Origin of the sequence: Rothia sp. HMSC076D04 (assembly GCF_001814645.1) — a bacterium.
Lineage (GTDB): Bacteria > Actinomycetota > Actinomycetes > Actinomycetales > Micrococcaceae > Rothia > Rothia mucilaginosa.
In genome coordinates this window covers 306,983-323,464 of record NZ_KV817369.1, presented here as the reverse complement: position 1 = coordinate 323,464, position 16,482 = coordinate 306,983, and the positions used below count along the sequence as shown (strand labels likewise).

At 55.7% G+C, this 16,482-nt stretch carries 13 protein-coding genes and 1 tRNA gene; 4 read left to right on the top strand and 10 right to left on the bottom strand.

The features are described 5' to 3' along the window. The first annotated feature begins 70 nt into the window (after positions 1–70). Positions 71–811: a DsbA family oxidoreductase gene (locus HMPREF2980_RS05740; protein ID WP_070690708.1), complete on the top strand. Its 741-nt coding sequence runs from the start codon at positions 71–73 to the stop codon at positions 809–811. Between the two features lie 252 nt (positions 812–1,063). Here HMPREF2980_RS05740 and HMPREF2980_RS05735 read toward each other — a convergent pair whose 3' ends face one another. After that, positions 1,064–3,694, bottom strand: a complete 2,631-nt coding sequence (locus HMPREF2980_RS05735; protein WP_168165850.1) for a Z1 domain-containing protein — start codon at positions 3,692–3,694, stop codon at positions 1,064–1,066. A 307-nt stretch (positions 3,695–4,001) separates the two neighbouring features. Here HMPREF2980_RS05735 and HMPREF2980_RS05730 point away from each other — a divergent pair, with 307 nt between their 5' ends. From HMPREF2980_RS05730 to HMPREF2980_RS05720, 3 genes are all read left to right on the top strand, one after another. Next, positions 4,002–5,159: a DNA cytosine methyltransferase gene (locus HMPREF2980_RS05730; RefSeq protein WP_083313508.1), complete on the top strand. Its 1,158-nt coding sequence runs from the start codon at positions 4,002–4,004 to the stop codon at positions 5,157–5,159. 22 nt (positions 5,160–5,181) lie between these two features. Then, entirely contained in the window at positions 5,182–6,360 is a 1,179-nt protein-coding gene (locus HMPREF2980_RS05725) for a restriction endonuclease PLD domain-containing protein (RefSeq protein ID WP_070690700.1), read from the top strand. Between the two features lie 221 nt (positions 6,361–6,581). After that, the gene (locus tag HMPREF2980_RS05720; protein WP_083313507.1) at positions 6,582–7,160 is read left to right on the top strand and encodes an excalibur calcium-binding domain-containing protein; all 579 of its coding nucleotides are present in this window, start codon (positions 6,582–6,584) and stop codon (positions 7,158–7,160) included. Between the two features lie 96 nt (positions 7,161–7,256). On the opposite strand, the gene HMPREF2980_RS05715 is transcribed toward HMPREF2980_RS05720, so the two are convergent. From HMPREF2980_RS05715 to obgE, 9 genes are all read right to left on the bottom strand, one after another. Continuing rightward, on the bottom strand, positions 7,257–7,529 hold the full coding sequence (locus tag HMPREF2980_RS05715; protein WP_246823570.1) for a hypothetical protein: 273 nt from the start codon (positions 7,527–7,529) through the stop codon (positions 7,257–7,259). Positions 7,530–7,575: 46 nt separating this feature from the next. Then, a complete protein-coding gene (locus tag HMPREF2980_RS05710) occupies positions 7,576–8,586 on the bottom strand; it encodes a polysaccharide deacetylase family protein (protein ID WP_070690697.1) in 1,011 nt (336 codons plus the stop codon). Between the two features lie 334 nt (positions 8,587–8,920). Further along, positions 8,921–10,321: a glutaminase gene (locus HMPREF2980_RS05705; RefSeq protein WP_070690695.1), complete on the bottom strand. Its 1,401-nt coding sequence runs from the start codon at positions 10,319–10,321 to the stop codon at positions 8,921–8,923. 372 nt (positions 10,322–10,693) lie between these two features. Beyond that, positions 10,694–11,668 (bottom strand): cation diffusion facilitator family transporter, encoded by a 975-nt coding sequence (locus HMPREF2980_RS05700; RefSeq protein WP_070690693.1) that lies wholly within the window; start codon positions 11,666–11,668, stop codon positions 10,694–10,696. 112 nt (positions 11,669–11,780) lie between these two features. After that, positions 11,781–11,853: transfer RNA gene (locus HMPREF2980_RS05695), tRNA-Ala, on the bottom strand. Between the two features lie 203 nt (positions 11,854–12,056). Next, on the bottom strand, positions 12,057–12,494 hold the full coding sequence (gene rsfS, locus HMPREF2980_RS05690) for a ribosome silencing factor (RefSeq protein ID WP_005505774.1): 438 nt from the start codon (positions 12,492–12,494) through the stop codon (positions 12,057–12,059). Positions 12,495–12,560: 66 nt separating this feature from the next. Further along, a complete protein-coding gene (locus HMPREF2980_RS05685) occupies positions 12,561–13,628 on the bottom strand; it encodes a sulfite reductase subunit alpha (RefSeq protein ID WP_070690690.1) in 1,068 nt (355 codons plus the stop codon). Further along, complete coding sequence (gene nadD / locus HMPREF2980_RS05680; RefSeq protein ID WP_070635090.1) at positions 13,621–14,370, bottom strand: nicotinate-nucleotide adenylyltransferase; 750 nt, start codon at positions 14,368–14,370, stop codon at positions 13,621–13,623. Before nadD ends, HMPREF2980_RS05685 begins: the two co-directional genes overlap by 8 nt. Before the next feature lie 411 nt (positions 14,371–14,781). Next, complete coding sequence (obgE, locus tag HMPREF2980_RS05675) at positions 14,782–16,389, bottom strand: GTPase ObgE (protein ID WP_070690688.1); 1,608 nt, start codon at positions 16,387–16,389, stop codon at positions 14,782–14,784. Positions 16,390–16,482 lie beyond the last annotated feature (93 nt).

Below are 16,482 nucleotides of genomic sequence, written 5' to 3'. Positions count from 1 at the left end.
GCAACCGGGGCGTTAGGTGAGCGTACAAGGCGGCAACGTGCCGCATCCGAGTATGAGAGGAATAGTTACCATGCGTATTGATATTTGGTCCGATATTGTGTGCCCCTTCTGCTACGTGGGCAAGCGTAACCTGGAGCTGGCGCTCGCCGAGTTTGAGCACCGCGACGAGGTTGAGGTGGTGTGGCATAGCTTTGAGCTGGATCCGTCGGCTACGGAGCATCCTGCCGGTTCGCTGCCTGAGCTGATTGCTGGTAAGTATCAGATGCCGTTAGAGCAGGCGATTGCGAGCCAGGAGTCGTTGGCGGATCGTGCCCGCAAGGTGGGTTTGGATTTCAATTGGCGTCAGGCGCGGTATGGTAACACGTTTGATGCGCACCGTGTGATTCATTATGCGGCGGAGCAGGGTTTGGCGTCGGCGGCGCAGGAGGCGTTTAAGCTGGCGTACTTTACGCAGGGCCGTTCGGTGCAGGATCACGAGTCGATTCTGGATATTGCTTCTGAGATTGGCCTGGATACTGCCGAGGTTGAGGCGGTGTTGAAGAGCGACCGTTACGCGGCGGATGTGCGTGCTGATGAGCAGTTGGCGCGCCAGCTGGGCATTAATGGTGTGCCGTTCTTCTTGATTGAGTCGAAGTGGGCGGTCAGTGGTGCGCAGCCTGCGGAAATGCTGGTGCAGGCGCTGCGTCAGGTGTGGGAGGAGACTCACCGTGTTGAGTTTTTGAACCCTCTGGCGGGCGCGGCTGGTGACGCGGCAGGTAACAATGCTGCGGAGGCGGGTCCGTCCTGCGATATGAACGGCAACTGCTCCTAGTAGCCGCTGAGAAGTGCGCGGCGGGGGTGCTACTCCCCTAGCCCCCCCGGCTCATACAGCCCGTAGATAGGTCGAAGCCCCCTTGTCCCGGTTCCTATGCGAACCGGTGCGAGGGGGCTTCTTACTTTTTATTAGTTGCAAGGCATAGTTACGTAGAACCAGCCAAAACAGTCACAAAAAGATTCTATTTCAGGTTCATTGCTAATGAATGTGCATCTCTCTCAGAAGAATGTAGGCTGGATTCGCCTTCCCCTACTCTTCTTCAAGGCCCAGGTCGTTATTCAACAGCGCATCAACCGAAAAATGGTTTGATTTACCGGAGCTAACAATTTTAGGAATCACAATCGTATGCAGAACAACCGGAGCGACAGCATCAAGGTCACGACGCCCTGACCTGTTTGCTTGTGACTTAGGGTTTACCACATAGACAACCAGTAGAGGAGAATTTCCATTTAAAGAGCGAAGTTTCTTCCCACTATCCTTTTCTGCCTTTTTTAAGTCAATCTCAGAAATTTTAATTTTTCCATGATGAGCTAGAATGCGAAGATCTAACACGTAGGTCTGAGGATTAGCAAGACTCTTTATATCCACGATACCCTCAGTTGATTTACTTTTCACCGCAGTACGATCTGCCATACGAATTTCATATCCTGCAAAATCTCTCTTAGGCCTATTCTCATCAGTATCTGAATAGATAACTACATTCCAATTCTGGGTAACGTTCTCAGCAATCCATTTAACTAGTCTATCCGCATCTATTCCAGGGTTCGAAGGGTGAACCTGATAATTTGTGAGATAGTCAATAATAGTACCTACTGGAACTCCTTCAAAGAGATAGCTACCATTATTTTTTCCCCTCAAAGCTTCCTGGGTACTCCCGATAGATTTAATGAGTGATTCAAGAACCTGAATATTATGTTTCAAACACTTATCATTCTGTTCTTCGAATCGAGTCACTTGATAAGACTTACCGCTGTGGTTAATATTGACAGGCGCCGCGTTACGCATCTTATTCGGAGACGTCACATTTAGTTTTTTCCGATCGGCACGAATCTTAACGGCTACTACAGAGGGGTCGTCAATCTCACGAATCTCTTCACGAAGTTCATCCTCAATATCAGCAAGATAACGGTAATCTTCCTGAATATCCTCAGTAGTCCATAAACGAATCAAATCCTCATAGCCCGGACGGAACCCAAACCAACGACCCATCTGCAGAAGCGCATCATAAGTCTTACTCTTCCTCAGATAATAGGAGCAGATAAGACCTTCAAGAGTCAGGCCACGGGAGAGAGCGTTACCACCAATTACTATGCAGGTAAGCGGTTCCTTGTCTTCGTATTTCAGTTGTTCGTCTGAAGCACTATTCTCCACAATACACTTGGTCTCGCGGACAACCTGACTCACGGCAAGCTTCAGTTCATCCCAATCGGGGTAAATCTTCTCGGGACGGATAGCCAGCATACGAGCAACTTCGCGCTCGTACAGACTCTGCATAGCATCGTTAATCTCAGGCTTTCCGCAGTTTTCCTTTAGTTTTGAGATGTAGTCCTTGATGACCTTCTCAACTTCAAAATGGGTTTCCTTCAGATGTGAAAGGTGAATCAGCATCGAGCTGTGCTGTTGCTTCTGAGTACGACGACGACGAAGAGCCGTGGCAATCATAAACCACTGCACTGCGGCTTCAAGGCTGGGCACCATCTCAGGTATGTAGTCCCCGCCGTCCTTACGAGTAGGATGACGCAGAATTTTGGCTTCCTCAGTATCGATATCGCGCAATGCATCAATATCTACACCGTCGTTAAGGGTGCCGTCTTCGTCCTCGGTAGCCCACAGAGGGGTACCAAAAATACGGGACGCACCAATGTAGCCATTCGGGCGTTCCAAAGCGTAGATGAAGTCTGAGGGGTACAGACCCGGGTAGCGCTCAATAGTTTCGCCCTCGGGGTTCTCAGGATTATCCGATTCTACGTGCTCGGTGTAGCGTTCCTCATCTTTCGGATTCATAAAGACATTAGCAAAGGGAGTCGCAGTATATGCAACATATGAACCCTGTTGCACCTGCTCCCAAATCTGACGCATATCTCCATTGATTGTCGAGTAGTCCTCGGTTTTATTTGCTGTATTAGGAGTTGCTTGATCCGACTCATCATCGATAATGAGTACAGGGACATCTTTTAACAAACCCTTCTGATTTACAATCCTCAATTGCTCCATAAGATACTTCAAGCAATTATGATTCTTTTTAACAACAGCATATGCAACACCTCCAGTATGCAAATTTGCCTCTAGGTTGCTAGCATCATCTGAGGATATATCAGACTTTACTGATGTCAGGGAAATAACACTCTTTTTACTTTTAATAATTGCATCAGCAACACCATTTTGCAGGCGGGCTTGAGTCTGACTCCTTAGCGATTCAAGGATACCAGTCATAACAATGACAAGACGATATCCTTCATCGACTGCCTTAGTAATAACTGCCGAGAAATTTGCCGTTTTACCTGACTGAACATAACCAACGACAAGTCCCTTACGCTTCACCCCTTTCTCATTTAGATTTACCAGAAGATTAAGTATTTCTCCAGATTCACGATCAATAGTTTTAACTGCTTCCTTGTTTTTAATTTGTTTTTGTAGAGTCTTCCGCAGAAAAGGCCACGCTTTACCTTCATGGTCGTTATTTGAACCTTCCTCTTCTAGGATTCTCAATGCCTCTTTATATACAGGCATAAATTGCTCCTCTGGCGCACTAAACATGCGCAATTCATTTATTTTCCGGTTCCATGCTTCCTGATAACTGAGGCCATTGATTTTCGCGACCTCTTGGATTGCCTGCTTTGCAGTTTCAACCAGCTCTTTCTGACAGTTATTTTCCTCCACCATTTTCTCCTCATCGAAAAATTAAGTATGAACAAACGAACCTGACTATTAGGTTCTTATGTGAGTATAGCATCTAACTCATGTCTGAATATTGTTATACTTCGCAGCCTGTTACCAGCTTATTCATTGGGTTCTCATCAGGAAACATGTCTCTACAAGACCCTCGCCCCGTCAGCCCGCTCAAGATGACCGAGCAGGCTGCTTTCTAGCTGAAATATTGTTACCCTTAAAATCCATGCAGGACATCCGGAACATTCGATGACCTTTCCTAAAACAGAGATTCAAACCACTACAAGCGGAGAACCTTATGACTAAGAAGCACACGTCGTCCCCACTCACAACCTACAAAATGGGAGAACTCTTCTGCGGACCCGGCGGCATTGCCCTGGGCGCGCACAATGCTGCTGATGAAATTCCGGGCATCAAAATTGAGCATGCCTGGGCTAATGACTACGACCCCACGACTGCAGATACCTACCGCGAAAACACTCCTGGTGCATCTGAAGAGACCGTATACGTAGGTGACGTTCGTGAGCTCGATACCGACGCGCTACCCCCGATTGATGGTTTTGCGTTCGGTTTTCCCTGCAATGACTTCAGCCTCGTAGGAAAGCAGAAGGGCCTAGACGGTACCTACGGTCCTCTCTACTCCTATGGAATCAACGTGCTCAAGAGCCATAAGCCTGAATGGTTTGTGGCAGAAAACGTGGGCGGCCTTTCTGGTGCTAATGAGGGTCTTGCTTTCCCCTACATTCTGCGTGAAATGCAGCGTGCGGGATACACCATTGTTGCTCATAAATACCGTTTTGAAGAGTACGGTCTCCCCCAGGCTCGACACCGAATCATTATCGTGGGTCTGCGCAATGACGTTGCCGCAAAGGGTGTAGCGTTCAAGGTTCCGGCACCCACCACTCCCGAACCTTCGATGATGCGCACCGCTAAGCAAGCGATTACCGAGCCTCCCATCCCCGAGTGGGCAACCAACAACGAACCGACCCGTCAGTCTGAGGTGGTGAAGCAGCGCCTCGCCTATATCAAGCCCGGCGAGAACGCTTTCAACGCTACCGACATGCCTGAGGAACTGCGCCTCAACGTGCGTGGCGCTAAGCTCAGCCAGATTTATAAGCGTCTGGACCCCAATAAGCCCGCGTACACCGTCACCGGATCCGGTGGCGGCGGAACGCACATCTACCACTGGGAAGAGCCCCGCGCCCTCACTAACCGCGAGCGCGCACGTCTGCAGACGTTCCCTGACTGGTATAAGTTCATCGGTAGCAAGGAGAACGTCCGTCGCCAGATTGGCATGGCGGTTCCCCCGGACGGTGCACAGGTCGTTTTTGAGGCTCTCTTCAAGACTCTTGAAGGTATTTCCTACGAAAGCATTGAACCAAATATTGATGTAGAGAAGCGTATTCAGGTGATGGAAGACAAACTCGAGGCAGAGAAAGAAAGCACTCTTTTCTAGGTGAAAGAAGGACCTGATTCCCATGAAAATTTATTCGTCACTCATGGGCGACGACCTTGTTAAAGATGTTCTCCATTCGCCCTATCCTGAGGGTGATTGTACCGGACAAGAGCTATGGGCAGTAACAGGTTTTGTCTCCCCAGCCGCTATTTTGTATGCCCTATATCAGAGAGATGCCACGCCCCAAAAGGGCAAGGGTAATAGCTGGGGCGATTTGAATGCTTTTGAACCTAATGGTACTACTCCTAAGATTCATCTTCTGGTTGGTATGGCACGAGACGGTGCGATAAGCACCAGAACCCACGAGCTTTTTAAAGAGTGGGTTAAATCAAGCCGCGGGTATCTGGATATCCGATACCCAGATCCCCGCCTCTCTCCTCTGGTGCATACCAAGCTCTACGCTTGGGCGAAGAACGGCTCCTTCGATACTGCCTACGCTGGCTCGGCTAACCTTTCAACGGATGGGTTCAATATCGGTCGTGACGCTTCAGGGTGTCAACAGGAGAACATTCTTGTGCCGGTGTCGGTGGAGCACGCAGAGAACTACCTCGACACACTTTTCGATGCTTCGTTGAGCTGCACCGACCCTGTGGTTGATTCTCTCTTCGCTTTCCCCGAAGCACCCTACGATATCTTGGCGAATAAGTCTCTGCCTCCGGTACCGCCTCTCCCTGAGCCTGAGACGGAACGCGAGGAACGACTGAAGGACTTCCCGTCCGTCAATCTTTATCTCTACAGTCGCAAACGTGGGGGCACATCTTATAATGGGGCCGGAATCAATTGGGGTCTCCGCCAGAATCGAGCTAATAAGGATGAAGCCTACTTCGCCGTTCCTGCTGAGATTGCGCGGTCAAACTTCTTTCCCAGCAAGAACATGCCGTTTACGGTGTACTGCGATGATGGTGAGGCCCTCACCATGCGCGTTGCCAGTGGTGACAAGGACAAACCTTATGGTAAAGATATGTCCACCATTCCACACAATAGCGAACTTGGTGCATATCTTCGTAAGCGCATGGGACTTCAACCAGGAACCAAGATTGGTATTCGTGAGTTACTTGACTACGGCCGCACCTACGTCACCTTTACACGCACCTCTGAGGGTAACTACTATCTGGATTTCTCACGCGAGACTGCAGAACGCGATGAGGTTGCCTTGCAAGCACCCGAGATTGTCAACGAGTTTTCCCACGAGGACAACTAGCGCCTCCCGGTGAGTGCTCCCAGATAGAGCGAAGCCCCCTTGTCCCGGTTCTTAGTTGAACCGGTGCGAGGGGGCTTTACCGTGCCCGCACATTGTGTCTTTCCTTGTCGGGTTCTTTGTGGGCGGCTCGATGTTGTCTGCGGGCGGGGTTGTTTTCATTTACACTTGAGTGTGTGTTCTACGGTGAACACCCTTGTCCACTCACTTTATAAAGGAATATTGTGTTGAAAATTCACACCGCGACCGCTGGTGTTCTTGCGGGTGCTCTGCTGCTGACTGGTTGCTCTTCGTCTGTTCGCGCTCCGAAGCCTGTGCCTTCTGCGTCATCGTCGACGTCTGTTTCTGCTAGCCCTTCGGTTTCAGCTACTCCTAGTTCTTCTCCGAGTGCGTCTGCGACTTCTTCGGAGTCTCCTACCCCGACGGTAACCCCGTCTCCGGTTCCGACTACTGAGGCTCCCGTGCAGGCACCGGCGGCTGAGGCACCTTCCGCGGAGGCGCCGGCAGCTCCGGTTTCTGAGGCTCCCGCGCAACAGGCTGAGCCTGTTCAGCAGGCGCCGGTAGCTACGGAGGCGCCCGTCCAGCAGGCGCCCGCGCAGGCTCCGGCGGCTGAGGCTCCCGCTCAGCAAGCTCCCGCGCAGCCGGTTCAGCAGGCTCCGGCGCAGTCGAGTGTTTATTACAAGAATTGTGATGCGGTACGTGCAGCTGGTGCGGCGCCGTTGCATCGTGGCGAGCCGGGTTACCGTCCTGGTCTTGATTCTGATGGTGACGGCGTGGCGTGCGAGCCGAAGAAGAAGCACTAAGCTTCTACCCCCAGATATAGCGAAGCCCCCTCGTACTATTTCTAGTACGAGGGGGCTTCGTCGTATCAGCCTAGTCTGTTAGCTCAGCCGGTGAGGTTAGCGCGGCTGGTAGGCGCGGGCACGCTCAGCACGAGCACGGCGCGCCTCCGCATCCTGCAGGACCGGCACCAGCATACGCACCACCTGGCCCATACCGCGCAGCACCAAGTTCAGCCACAAACCCACAGACCACACCGCCGCCACACGCGGATGCCCCGTGCGCACCCACCGCACACCCAGAAAAGACAGCGAATAATACAGCAGAAGCAGCAGCGACTCACGGAAACGGTGCACCTGCCGAAGGATAGGGTTCTGAGGAAGCTTCATCATGCCTCCCAGTATACCCACCGGAACCCCTCGCCGGGGTTCCCCCGCACTACCCGTAATAGTCACGAATCGTCACCGTCTTCAACCCGCGCCGATCCAACAACGCCCGAATACGGTCCAGTTCAGACACCACACCCCGATAATTCAAATGCCCAATCACAATATGCTGAGCCAACGCATACTTCTCCGCATAGGCATACACCTCAGCCGAAGAAATATTAGACGAATCCGCCAACGACCCGTACCACAGAACCGGGCGCGTAAAACCACACGACGCCGCAGCCGCCAACACGCGCGCATCATAATACCCGTACGGCGGGCGGAAATACGGCTTCGAAGACACCCCAAAAAGCCGCCTAATCTCCTCATCATTACGGGTCAACTCCTGAACAATCTGCTCATCCGTCAGGCTCGTCAACGCCGCATGACTATACGTATGGTTCGCAATCTGCAACTGACCACTCTTCACCAGCGGCAACAACAGGTCACGATGCTGCCTAAACGCCGGGTACTGACCGTTGATAAAGAAGGTGAGGCGCGTGCCGGTACGGCGGGAAAACTCCGCGTAGGCGCGTACCACCTCCGGATCGGCGCCGTCATCGACCGTCCACGCAATATACTTGCCCTCACCGGGCAGGCCGGTCTGCGGGCCAGTCCAGGCACGAGCTTCGGGAACCGGGTTCGACGAGGTCGCAGTCGCAGAAGCGGTCTGAGATGCCGCGGCGGTCGAGGATGGGGCACCCGTTGCGGAGCCAGATGCGGAAGGGGCAGCCGCCGAACTTGCCGAAGGGGTCGAAGAAGGGCTCGCCGAGGCGCTACCCGACGCACTACCGGACGGGCTGCTCGATGGGGTGTTCGACGGGGTGCAACCGGTGAGGCCAAGACCCAGCACGCCGAAGCCCACCGCGCCCAGACCAAAGGTACCAACGTGTTGTAAGAGTTCCCGTCGCCCCATGGAGGCGCGGGCAGAAGCACCCGCCACCGCCCGGTCAGCGGTGGGATCAGTAATAGCGGATTGACGAGGAGCGATAGGTGTTTCTGGGTGTGGAACAGTGTTCATATTACGAGTGTATGATGAGACCACTGTTAGCTATCGAAAAATTCAAAATATTACTTAATGATTAACAACTGCGCTATTAAAGAACCTCTACGTACTTTCAGTCCCCTCACTCACCGAAGACCACGCTCAGTACGCTAAGCTACCCGCACGCCAGATAATCCAGGTACAGATTCAAGTACAGCCCCAGCTACAGCGCAAGGTGCAATTCTAAGTACAGCAAGACCCCTCCCCCAGAACACGTTCACAACGCGCCCGGGAAAGGGGCCTCAATATATAAAGTTCACGCAATCGTACTGCCAAGTACGCAGATACGATCAAGTACGCGGAGTGAAACCTACTCGGACTCCGAAGCTTCCGGCTGCTCCGACTTAGCGGATTCCAACGCATTCAGTGCCTCCAGAGCCGCAGCCTCCGCAGCTTCTTCGGCGTCCGCCTCAGCCACACGCTCAGCATCCGACTCAGCAGAAGTCACCGCCGCCGGGTTCGTCAGAACCTTCACACCCATGCTGCGCAGCGCATCCGTATTCGTAATCGTCTCGTCATTATCAATCAGGTACACCTTGAACCCGTCATTCCGCAGGCGACGCATCAGCTCCAGGAGCATGCTCTGAGCGACCTCATCCACCGCGTACACGCGCGTCACATCCAGGGCGACCTTGGAACCCTCCATCGGGGATTCCACAATCTCACGAATCACGCGCTCCACACCCGCAAAACGGATACGGCCCTGCAACTGAATCAGGCGCATAGACTCATCGCCCGAACCGATCTGGTAGTTCGCGCGCAACGCCGAACGAGCCACGGTCGGCACGTTCATCACGTGCATGCCCATGTCATCCGAGAACTGCTCAAACAACTCCACACCGCGCACACTGTTACCATGACCGTCCAGACGCGGCGAGAACGTCGCCACACCCAGCTGACCGGGCACAGCACCAATAATGCCGCCGCCCACGCCGCTCTTCGCCGGCACACCCACCTGGGTCGCCCAGTCACCCGCAGCGTTATACATACCGCACGTGAACATGACGCTCAGCACCTGACGCACCACAGTCTTAGGAACCACCTGCTCACCCGTCACCGGATGCACACCATAGTTCGCCAAAGTCGCCGCCATCAACGCCAAATCCTTGACCGTCACCATCAGCGAGCACTGGCGGGTGTAACCCTGCACCGCCACGGTCGGGTCGCCGGTCAGGATGCCGTGGCCGCGCAGCATATGCGCAATCGCGTAGTTGCGGTGCGCGTGCTCCAGCTCAGACTCGTACACGCGCTCATTCACCGACAGGCGACGGCCCGCAAACGCAGACAAACCAGAAATGACGCGCTCCATGCGCTCGCCCTGAGTCGCGCCGGGAGGGCCCACCAGCGAATGGGTGGTAATCGCGCCCGCGTTAATCATCGGGTTCAGCGGCTTACCGGAGCCGTCCTCCAGGGACAGCTCGTTGAACGGCTCACCGGAAGGCTCCACACCCACCTTCGCAAGCACATCATCATAGCCGCGGTCCGCGAGCGCCAGGGCGTACACGAACGGCTTAGAAATCGACTGGATCGTGAACTCCACATCGGAGTCACCGGCGGCATACTGCTCACCGTCAACCATGGCGATAGACGCGGCGAGCTTGTCCGGGTCCACGGCGGCAAGTTCCGGAATGTAGTTTGCCAACTCACCGGAGGTATCAGAAGCGACCGACTCGAGGGTCTCGGTCAGGTAAGTGGCAATAGGTGAATGCATGGTATTCCGTATCTGCTGCTAATCGTGGTTGTTCTCGTCAAAAATCTATGGATGCGCCCGCCCGCTGTTCCGTTTCAGCTATTCCGTTTCAGCTGGGCTGAGGCGCTCATCGTTGCAGGCTACCGCGGCTACCAAACTAAAGAGCCAGCCAGCGGGCCTGTCAAAGTGTGTGGGTGAGGAGCACCTTTTGCTCCCTAAAGAGTGTATCTTTTGCGTGTTGAAGCCACCAAATATAACGGTCACTTCTCCCCCGCTATCTCTGGTTCTGGTACCTGTTCTGGCTTGCTATTTCTGCTCTATCTACCGCGGCGGGCAGACCTGCCGGCGAAGCATGGGCAAAATCTACGCGAGGCAAAACCTGCGCGAGCCAGCCTAGGGGTGGCGAACCGAGTCCGGCTCACGACCACCCAGCTCGGCGGTCTCCAGCTGGAAGGTCGAGTGCTCAACCGACACCTCAAAATGGCTCGCCACACACGAACGGATATGGTCCAGAATCGTCACCGCAGACCCGTCATGGAAGCATGAATCGGCAACCACCACGTGCGCGGTCACCACCGGCAGACCGGTCGCCACCATCGAGGCGTGCACGTCGTGCACCTCCACCACGCCCTCAACGCGGAGCATGTGCTCACGCATCGCGTCCAGGTCCAAGCCGTCCGGGGTGAACTCCATGAGCACGGCCGTCGTCTGCTTCATCAAACGTACTGCACGCGGCACAATCAGCGCCGCAATGAATAGACCCGCAAGGGCATCCGCCTGGTAGAAGCCGGTCAGCCAAATCACGATAGCCGCCACAATGACGCCCAGCGAGCCCAGGGCGTCATTGAGCACCTCCAGGAACGCGGCACGCATGTTGAAGTTCGCGTTCCTCGCCGTAGCCAGCACCGCAATGCCAATAGCGTTCGCCACCAGGCCAACCACACCAAAGATCAGCAGTTCGGTGCCGGGCACCTCCGGCGGGGCGAACAGGCGATGCACACCCTCCACCGCCGTGTAGATACCCACCGCGAGCAGCAGCACCGACTGCCCGAGGGCGGCAAGCACCTCAATACGGCGGAAACCCCACGTGTGGCGCGAAGTCGCCGGGCGCGTCATCAACGAAGCCGCAGTGAGCGCAACCAGCAGACCGGAGGCATCCGTAACAGCGTGCGCCGTATCAGTCAGCAGCGCGAGACTTCCCGTGACCAGCGAACCAATCGCCTGCGCCAACACAATAACGACCGCCAGACTGAACGCAATCAGCAGACGCGGACGCATCGAGGCGGCGTCCTCCGGGCTCGGGGCATGCGAATGGTCGTGGTGATGCCCGTGATGCCCGCCGTGGCCGTGATGTGCGTGCGCTCCCATGAGTGACTCCTCAACTATGAACTGTGTTGTTGACTATCGAGAGTTATCGGCAGATAGCAAAATCGCCCGATTCACAAGAACCGGGCGACAAGCTCCTCAACCGAGGAAAACGTGGAGATAAGGGGACTCGAACCCCTGACCCCCTGCATGCCATGCAGGTGCGCTACCAGCTGCGCCATATCCCCATATTCAGTTAGTGACCTCAACGAGGCAACATGAATATATTACACACACCACGGACAACGATGCAAACCAGCGCACCCAAAAATCCAAAAAAGTTCCGGGGCAACCGGGCATGCAGAAATACCCGCAAACACGCCGAAAGGGGCGGACCCGCGGCACCATACAGCGCCAGCAGAGCCCACCCCTCATCAGCTAAAAATCAAGCTTACGCCTCATCCTGAGCGGGAATGATGCGCGCAGCATCTTCCTCAGTCTCACCCTCAATGTCGAAGGGAGCCTCGTTCTCAACCCCCAGCTCAATACGCGGGGCCTCAGCCCACAGACGATCCAGAGCGTAGAACTCGCGGTCCTCCTCATGCTGAACATGCACGACAATATCGCCGAAGTCCAGCAGAATCCAACGACCCGAGGAACGACCCTCACGGCGGACCGGCTTCAGGTCAGCCTGCTCACGCAGAGCGTCCTCAACCTCATCCGCAACAGCGTTCACGAGGCGCTCATTGTGGGCAGAAACCACCAGGAAGCCATCAATCAGACCCATCGCGTCGGATGCATCCACAGCGAACAGGTTAGTTCCCTGCTTCTCCTCCGCAGCGCGGGCGGCAATGCGCAGAGCCTCAATCGAGGACTGTGCAGCAGTCATATTTTCCTTCCTTGCCGGCAGAACACCCGCCGGCAGCACCCGCAACAGGGGTGCATTGTTCACGGCCTACTTAGGGCCAAAAATCATAATCAGACCAACAACAACCAGGGCGAGCAGCAGCACAATCCACAGCCACGCCAGGGAGGCCTTCTGCGCAGGCTGCAGAACCTCTTCAGTCTTCTCAACAGCGCCCTTAGAAGCGGACTCCTTGGAAGCCTCAGCGGAAGGTACCGGAGCAGACTTGGACTTAGCAACCTTAGAATCAGCAACCTTGGACTCTGCATCCTTCGCGACTTCCTCAGACTCCTCAGCTTCCTCGGTGACCTCTTCGACCAGAGCAGCAGACTCTTCGGGATCCTGACGATCCACCATGCGCTGCAGCAGCTCCTCAACCTCATCCGGGCTCAGAGCAACAGTCGGGTCGCCGTCCACCGAATCCACGGTATCCCCTGCGGAGGCGCTATCCAGCACGCTCAGGTCAAGACCCTGCGCGTCCACCGCGCTCACGCGGGTGGGCAGCTCGTCAGCAGACTCTTCAACCTCAGCAACCTCAACAGTCTCTTCCTCAACGGAAGCAACCTCGGTCTGCTCAGTCTCAACGTCAGAGCTGTCCAGCTCCTCAACCTTCGGCTCATCGCGCACCAGGTACTGGTGCAGCTCGGGTTCCGGTTTCTCCTCCTTAACCACGGCAATGACCGGGATCGAAGAAGTCATCGGGTTATCCACCGCGGAGGGGCTGGTCGCATCCACACGGTTCTGCGCGATCTCTTCGGGGCGCAGAATACGCAGGCTACTGGTCAGAGGAGCAGGCTCGTGCAGCTTCTCCTCATCGTTCGCTTCAGTGTCAATCTTGCCCTGAGCCGCCAGCGCCGCAAAACGACGCTGAACAGCCAGAACCTGCGGGTCAATAGCGTCCGTATAAATCACGGAGCCCATGTTCGCAACAGGCTTCGCGGGCTCACCGCGGCGGTTCGCGCGCAGGTACTCGGCAACTTCTTCACGGTAGCGGGCAAGACGGCGCGGACCCATCACCTTAGTAGGCGGCGGCACCTCAATGCCGTCCTCGGTCACGTACGTCTCGTAGAGGTACGCTTCGTCCTCGCTATAGGGCTTCGAACCCGTAGCTTCACTCATGTGTTCCCTCATTATTCGTCGATTGGGGTGCCTGCCCAGACTCATCCTTCACGCGGGGCAAGCCGTCACGGTACGCCGTCAAAGCGTCCTTCTTGTACAGGCCGTACTTAGCAATGTACTGCACCACACCATCCGGCACCAGGTACCAGATGGGGGCATCTTCAGCTGCGCGGCGACGAATATCAGTCGAAGAAATCGCCATCGCAGGAATCTTCAGGGTCGTAATATGACGACCCTCAGCCAGCGGCGGATCCAGATCATGATCGGGGCGGGTCACGCCCACAAAAGTTGCCAAATCCCACAGCTTATGGGCATTACGCCAGGTCATAATCTGGCTGATCGCGTCCGCGCCGGTAATGAAGAACAGGTCAGCATCCGGGCGCAGAGCGCGCAGCTCGTTAAGCGTATCAAAGGTGTAGGTGGCGCCGCCACGGTCAATATCAATACGGCTCACCGTAAAACGCGGGTTCGACGCGGTTGCAATCACCGTCATCAGGTAGCGATGCTCAGCGTCACTCACGTGCCGCTCCCCCACCTTCTGCCAGGGCTGACCGGTCGGAACGAATACGACCTCATCCAGGTCGAACACGGCGGCAACTTCACTAGCTGCCACCAGGTGTCCGTGGTGAATCGGATCGAAGGTTCCACCCATCACGCCCAGACGCACCCGACCGGGAGTGCGCGGGGGAATCGACTCGGTGCTCGGAGCACCAAAATCAAGGTGAACAGGCTGGTCAGTCACAAATGCCGTCCTTGCTGGGGACAGAGACCGCACCACGGCAGCTAAAAAGCCACCACAGGCGCGGATGCGGGCAGGTACACAGAAGGTACGCAACACCGAAAAAGGTGCCCGCGTACATTCCCCTCTATGCTACCTGCTTACGGTCAAAAAAACCGAAATGACGGGGGTGAGCTAAGCCGCCAGTGGAATACCCAGCCAGCACGCCCGACCACAGGCTCACCCGCGTGTTCCGACACGCACATCCGGCGCGAGCGGCAACCACAGAACACAAAAGAAAGCACCGCACACAAGAAAGCACCGCGCACCGGAGCCAAACCCCGGTACGCGGCACCACTCACTGTCTATGAAACAGCTGTCTATGAAACAGCTGTCTAGGCAACAGCTGTCTAGGCAACAGCTACGCTTCAGCTACTAGTCGTCGACGTTCGGCATGTCGATATTCTCGTCGACCTTGCCTTCCTTCAACTTCTTGCGGTACTCAACCGACTCGGTCCACACGCCTGCAGCGCGCTCGGACTCCAGCTCGGCACGAGCCTCCGCCTTCGCGTCCATACGCTCCTTGTACTCCACACGCTTCTGCGCACGAGTCGGGCGAATGATCTCTTCCAGACGAGCGTCCGTACCACGCGGGGAGGACAGCAACTCAGCGCCACCGACCATGGTCGGCTCCCAATCGAAGATCACCGAGTTGTCATTCTCACCAATCACCACGGCGTCACCGGCACGAGCACCAGCCTTGAACAGCTCATCCTCAACACCCAGGCGCGCCAGGCGGTCCGCCAGGTAGCCGACAGCCTCATCATTATTGAAGTCAGTCTGCTGAATCCAACGCTCAGGCTTCTCACCAATCACGCGGAACAGCGGCTCAAGGTTACGCTCCTCGCGGCGAATAATGAACTCCTGCTTCTTCTTACCGCGGAAGCCCTTCGGGCGAACCACAGGAGCCTCAACAACCACGCGCTCCGCTTCCTTCTCGGCAGCGGCACGAGCCTCGCGGTCTTCCTCAACGAGCTTTGCCATCGCAAAGATCAGGGACTTCAGACCCTCATGGGAAGCAGTCGAAATCTCGAAGACCTTGAAACCCATCTCCTCAAACTCGGGGCGAACAAACTCAGCCAGCTCACGAGCCTCAGGAACGTCAATCTTATTGAGCACCACAATCTGCGGACGCTCATGCAGCGGCACGGTCACACCCGCAGTCGGGTCAACCTCATAGTTCTGCAGCTCGCCGCGGATTACCTCAAAGTCGCTAATCGGGTCACGGCCCGGCTCCAGAGTCGCACAGTCAATCACGTGCACCAGAGCCGAAGAACGCTCCACATGGCGCAGGAAGCGGTGACCCAGACCGCGACCCTCAGAAGCGCCCTCAATCAGACCCGGAACATCCGCAACGGTATAGCGAACATCGCCTGCCTGCACCACACCCAGGTTCGGGATCAGGGTGGTGAACGGGTAGTCAGCAATCTTCGGACGCGCCGCAGAAATCGCAGCAATCAACGAAGACTTACCCGCCGAGGGGTAACCCACCAGAGCCACATCCGCAATGGACTTGAGCTCCAGAACAATATCAGCTTCTTCACCGGGGGTGCCCAGCAGAGCAAAACCGGGAGCCTTACGCTTAGCCGAAGCCAACGCAGCGTTACCCAGACCACCCATACCGCCACGGGCAGCAACGTACTCGTCGCCCACACGCAGCAGGTCAGCCAAAACATTACCCTCGCGGTCCTTCACCACAGTACCCTGCGGCACGGTCAGAACCAGGTCCTCACCGTTAAAGCCGTGGTGCATATCGCCACGACCAATATCGCCATTCGGGGCGTGCTGGTGCGGGCTGTGGTGGTACTCCAGCAGGGTCGTGGTCTGGTTATCCACGCGCAGAATCACCGCGCCACCATTACCACCGTTACCGCCGTTAGGGCCGCCCAGGGGCTTAAACTTTTCACGTCGCACGGAGACGCAGCCGTTACCTCCGCGACCGCCAGATACATGCAAGACCACGCGGTCCACGAACTCTGCCACGGGTTCTCCTTATCTTGAACATCTTCACTTCGCCACCGCACGGCACACACCAATCATGCTGCGGATGCGGCGGCAGGCGCGACCGGGTTGGGG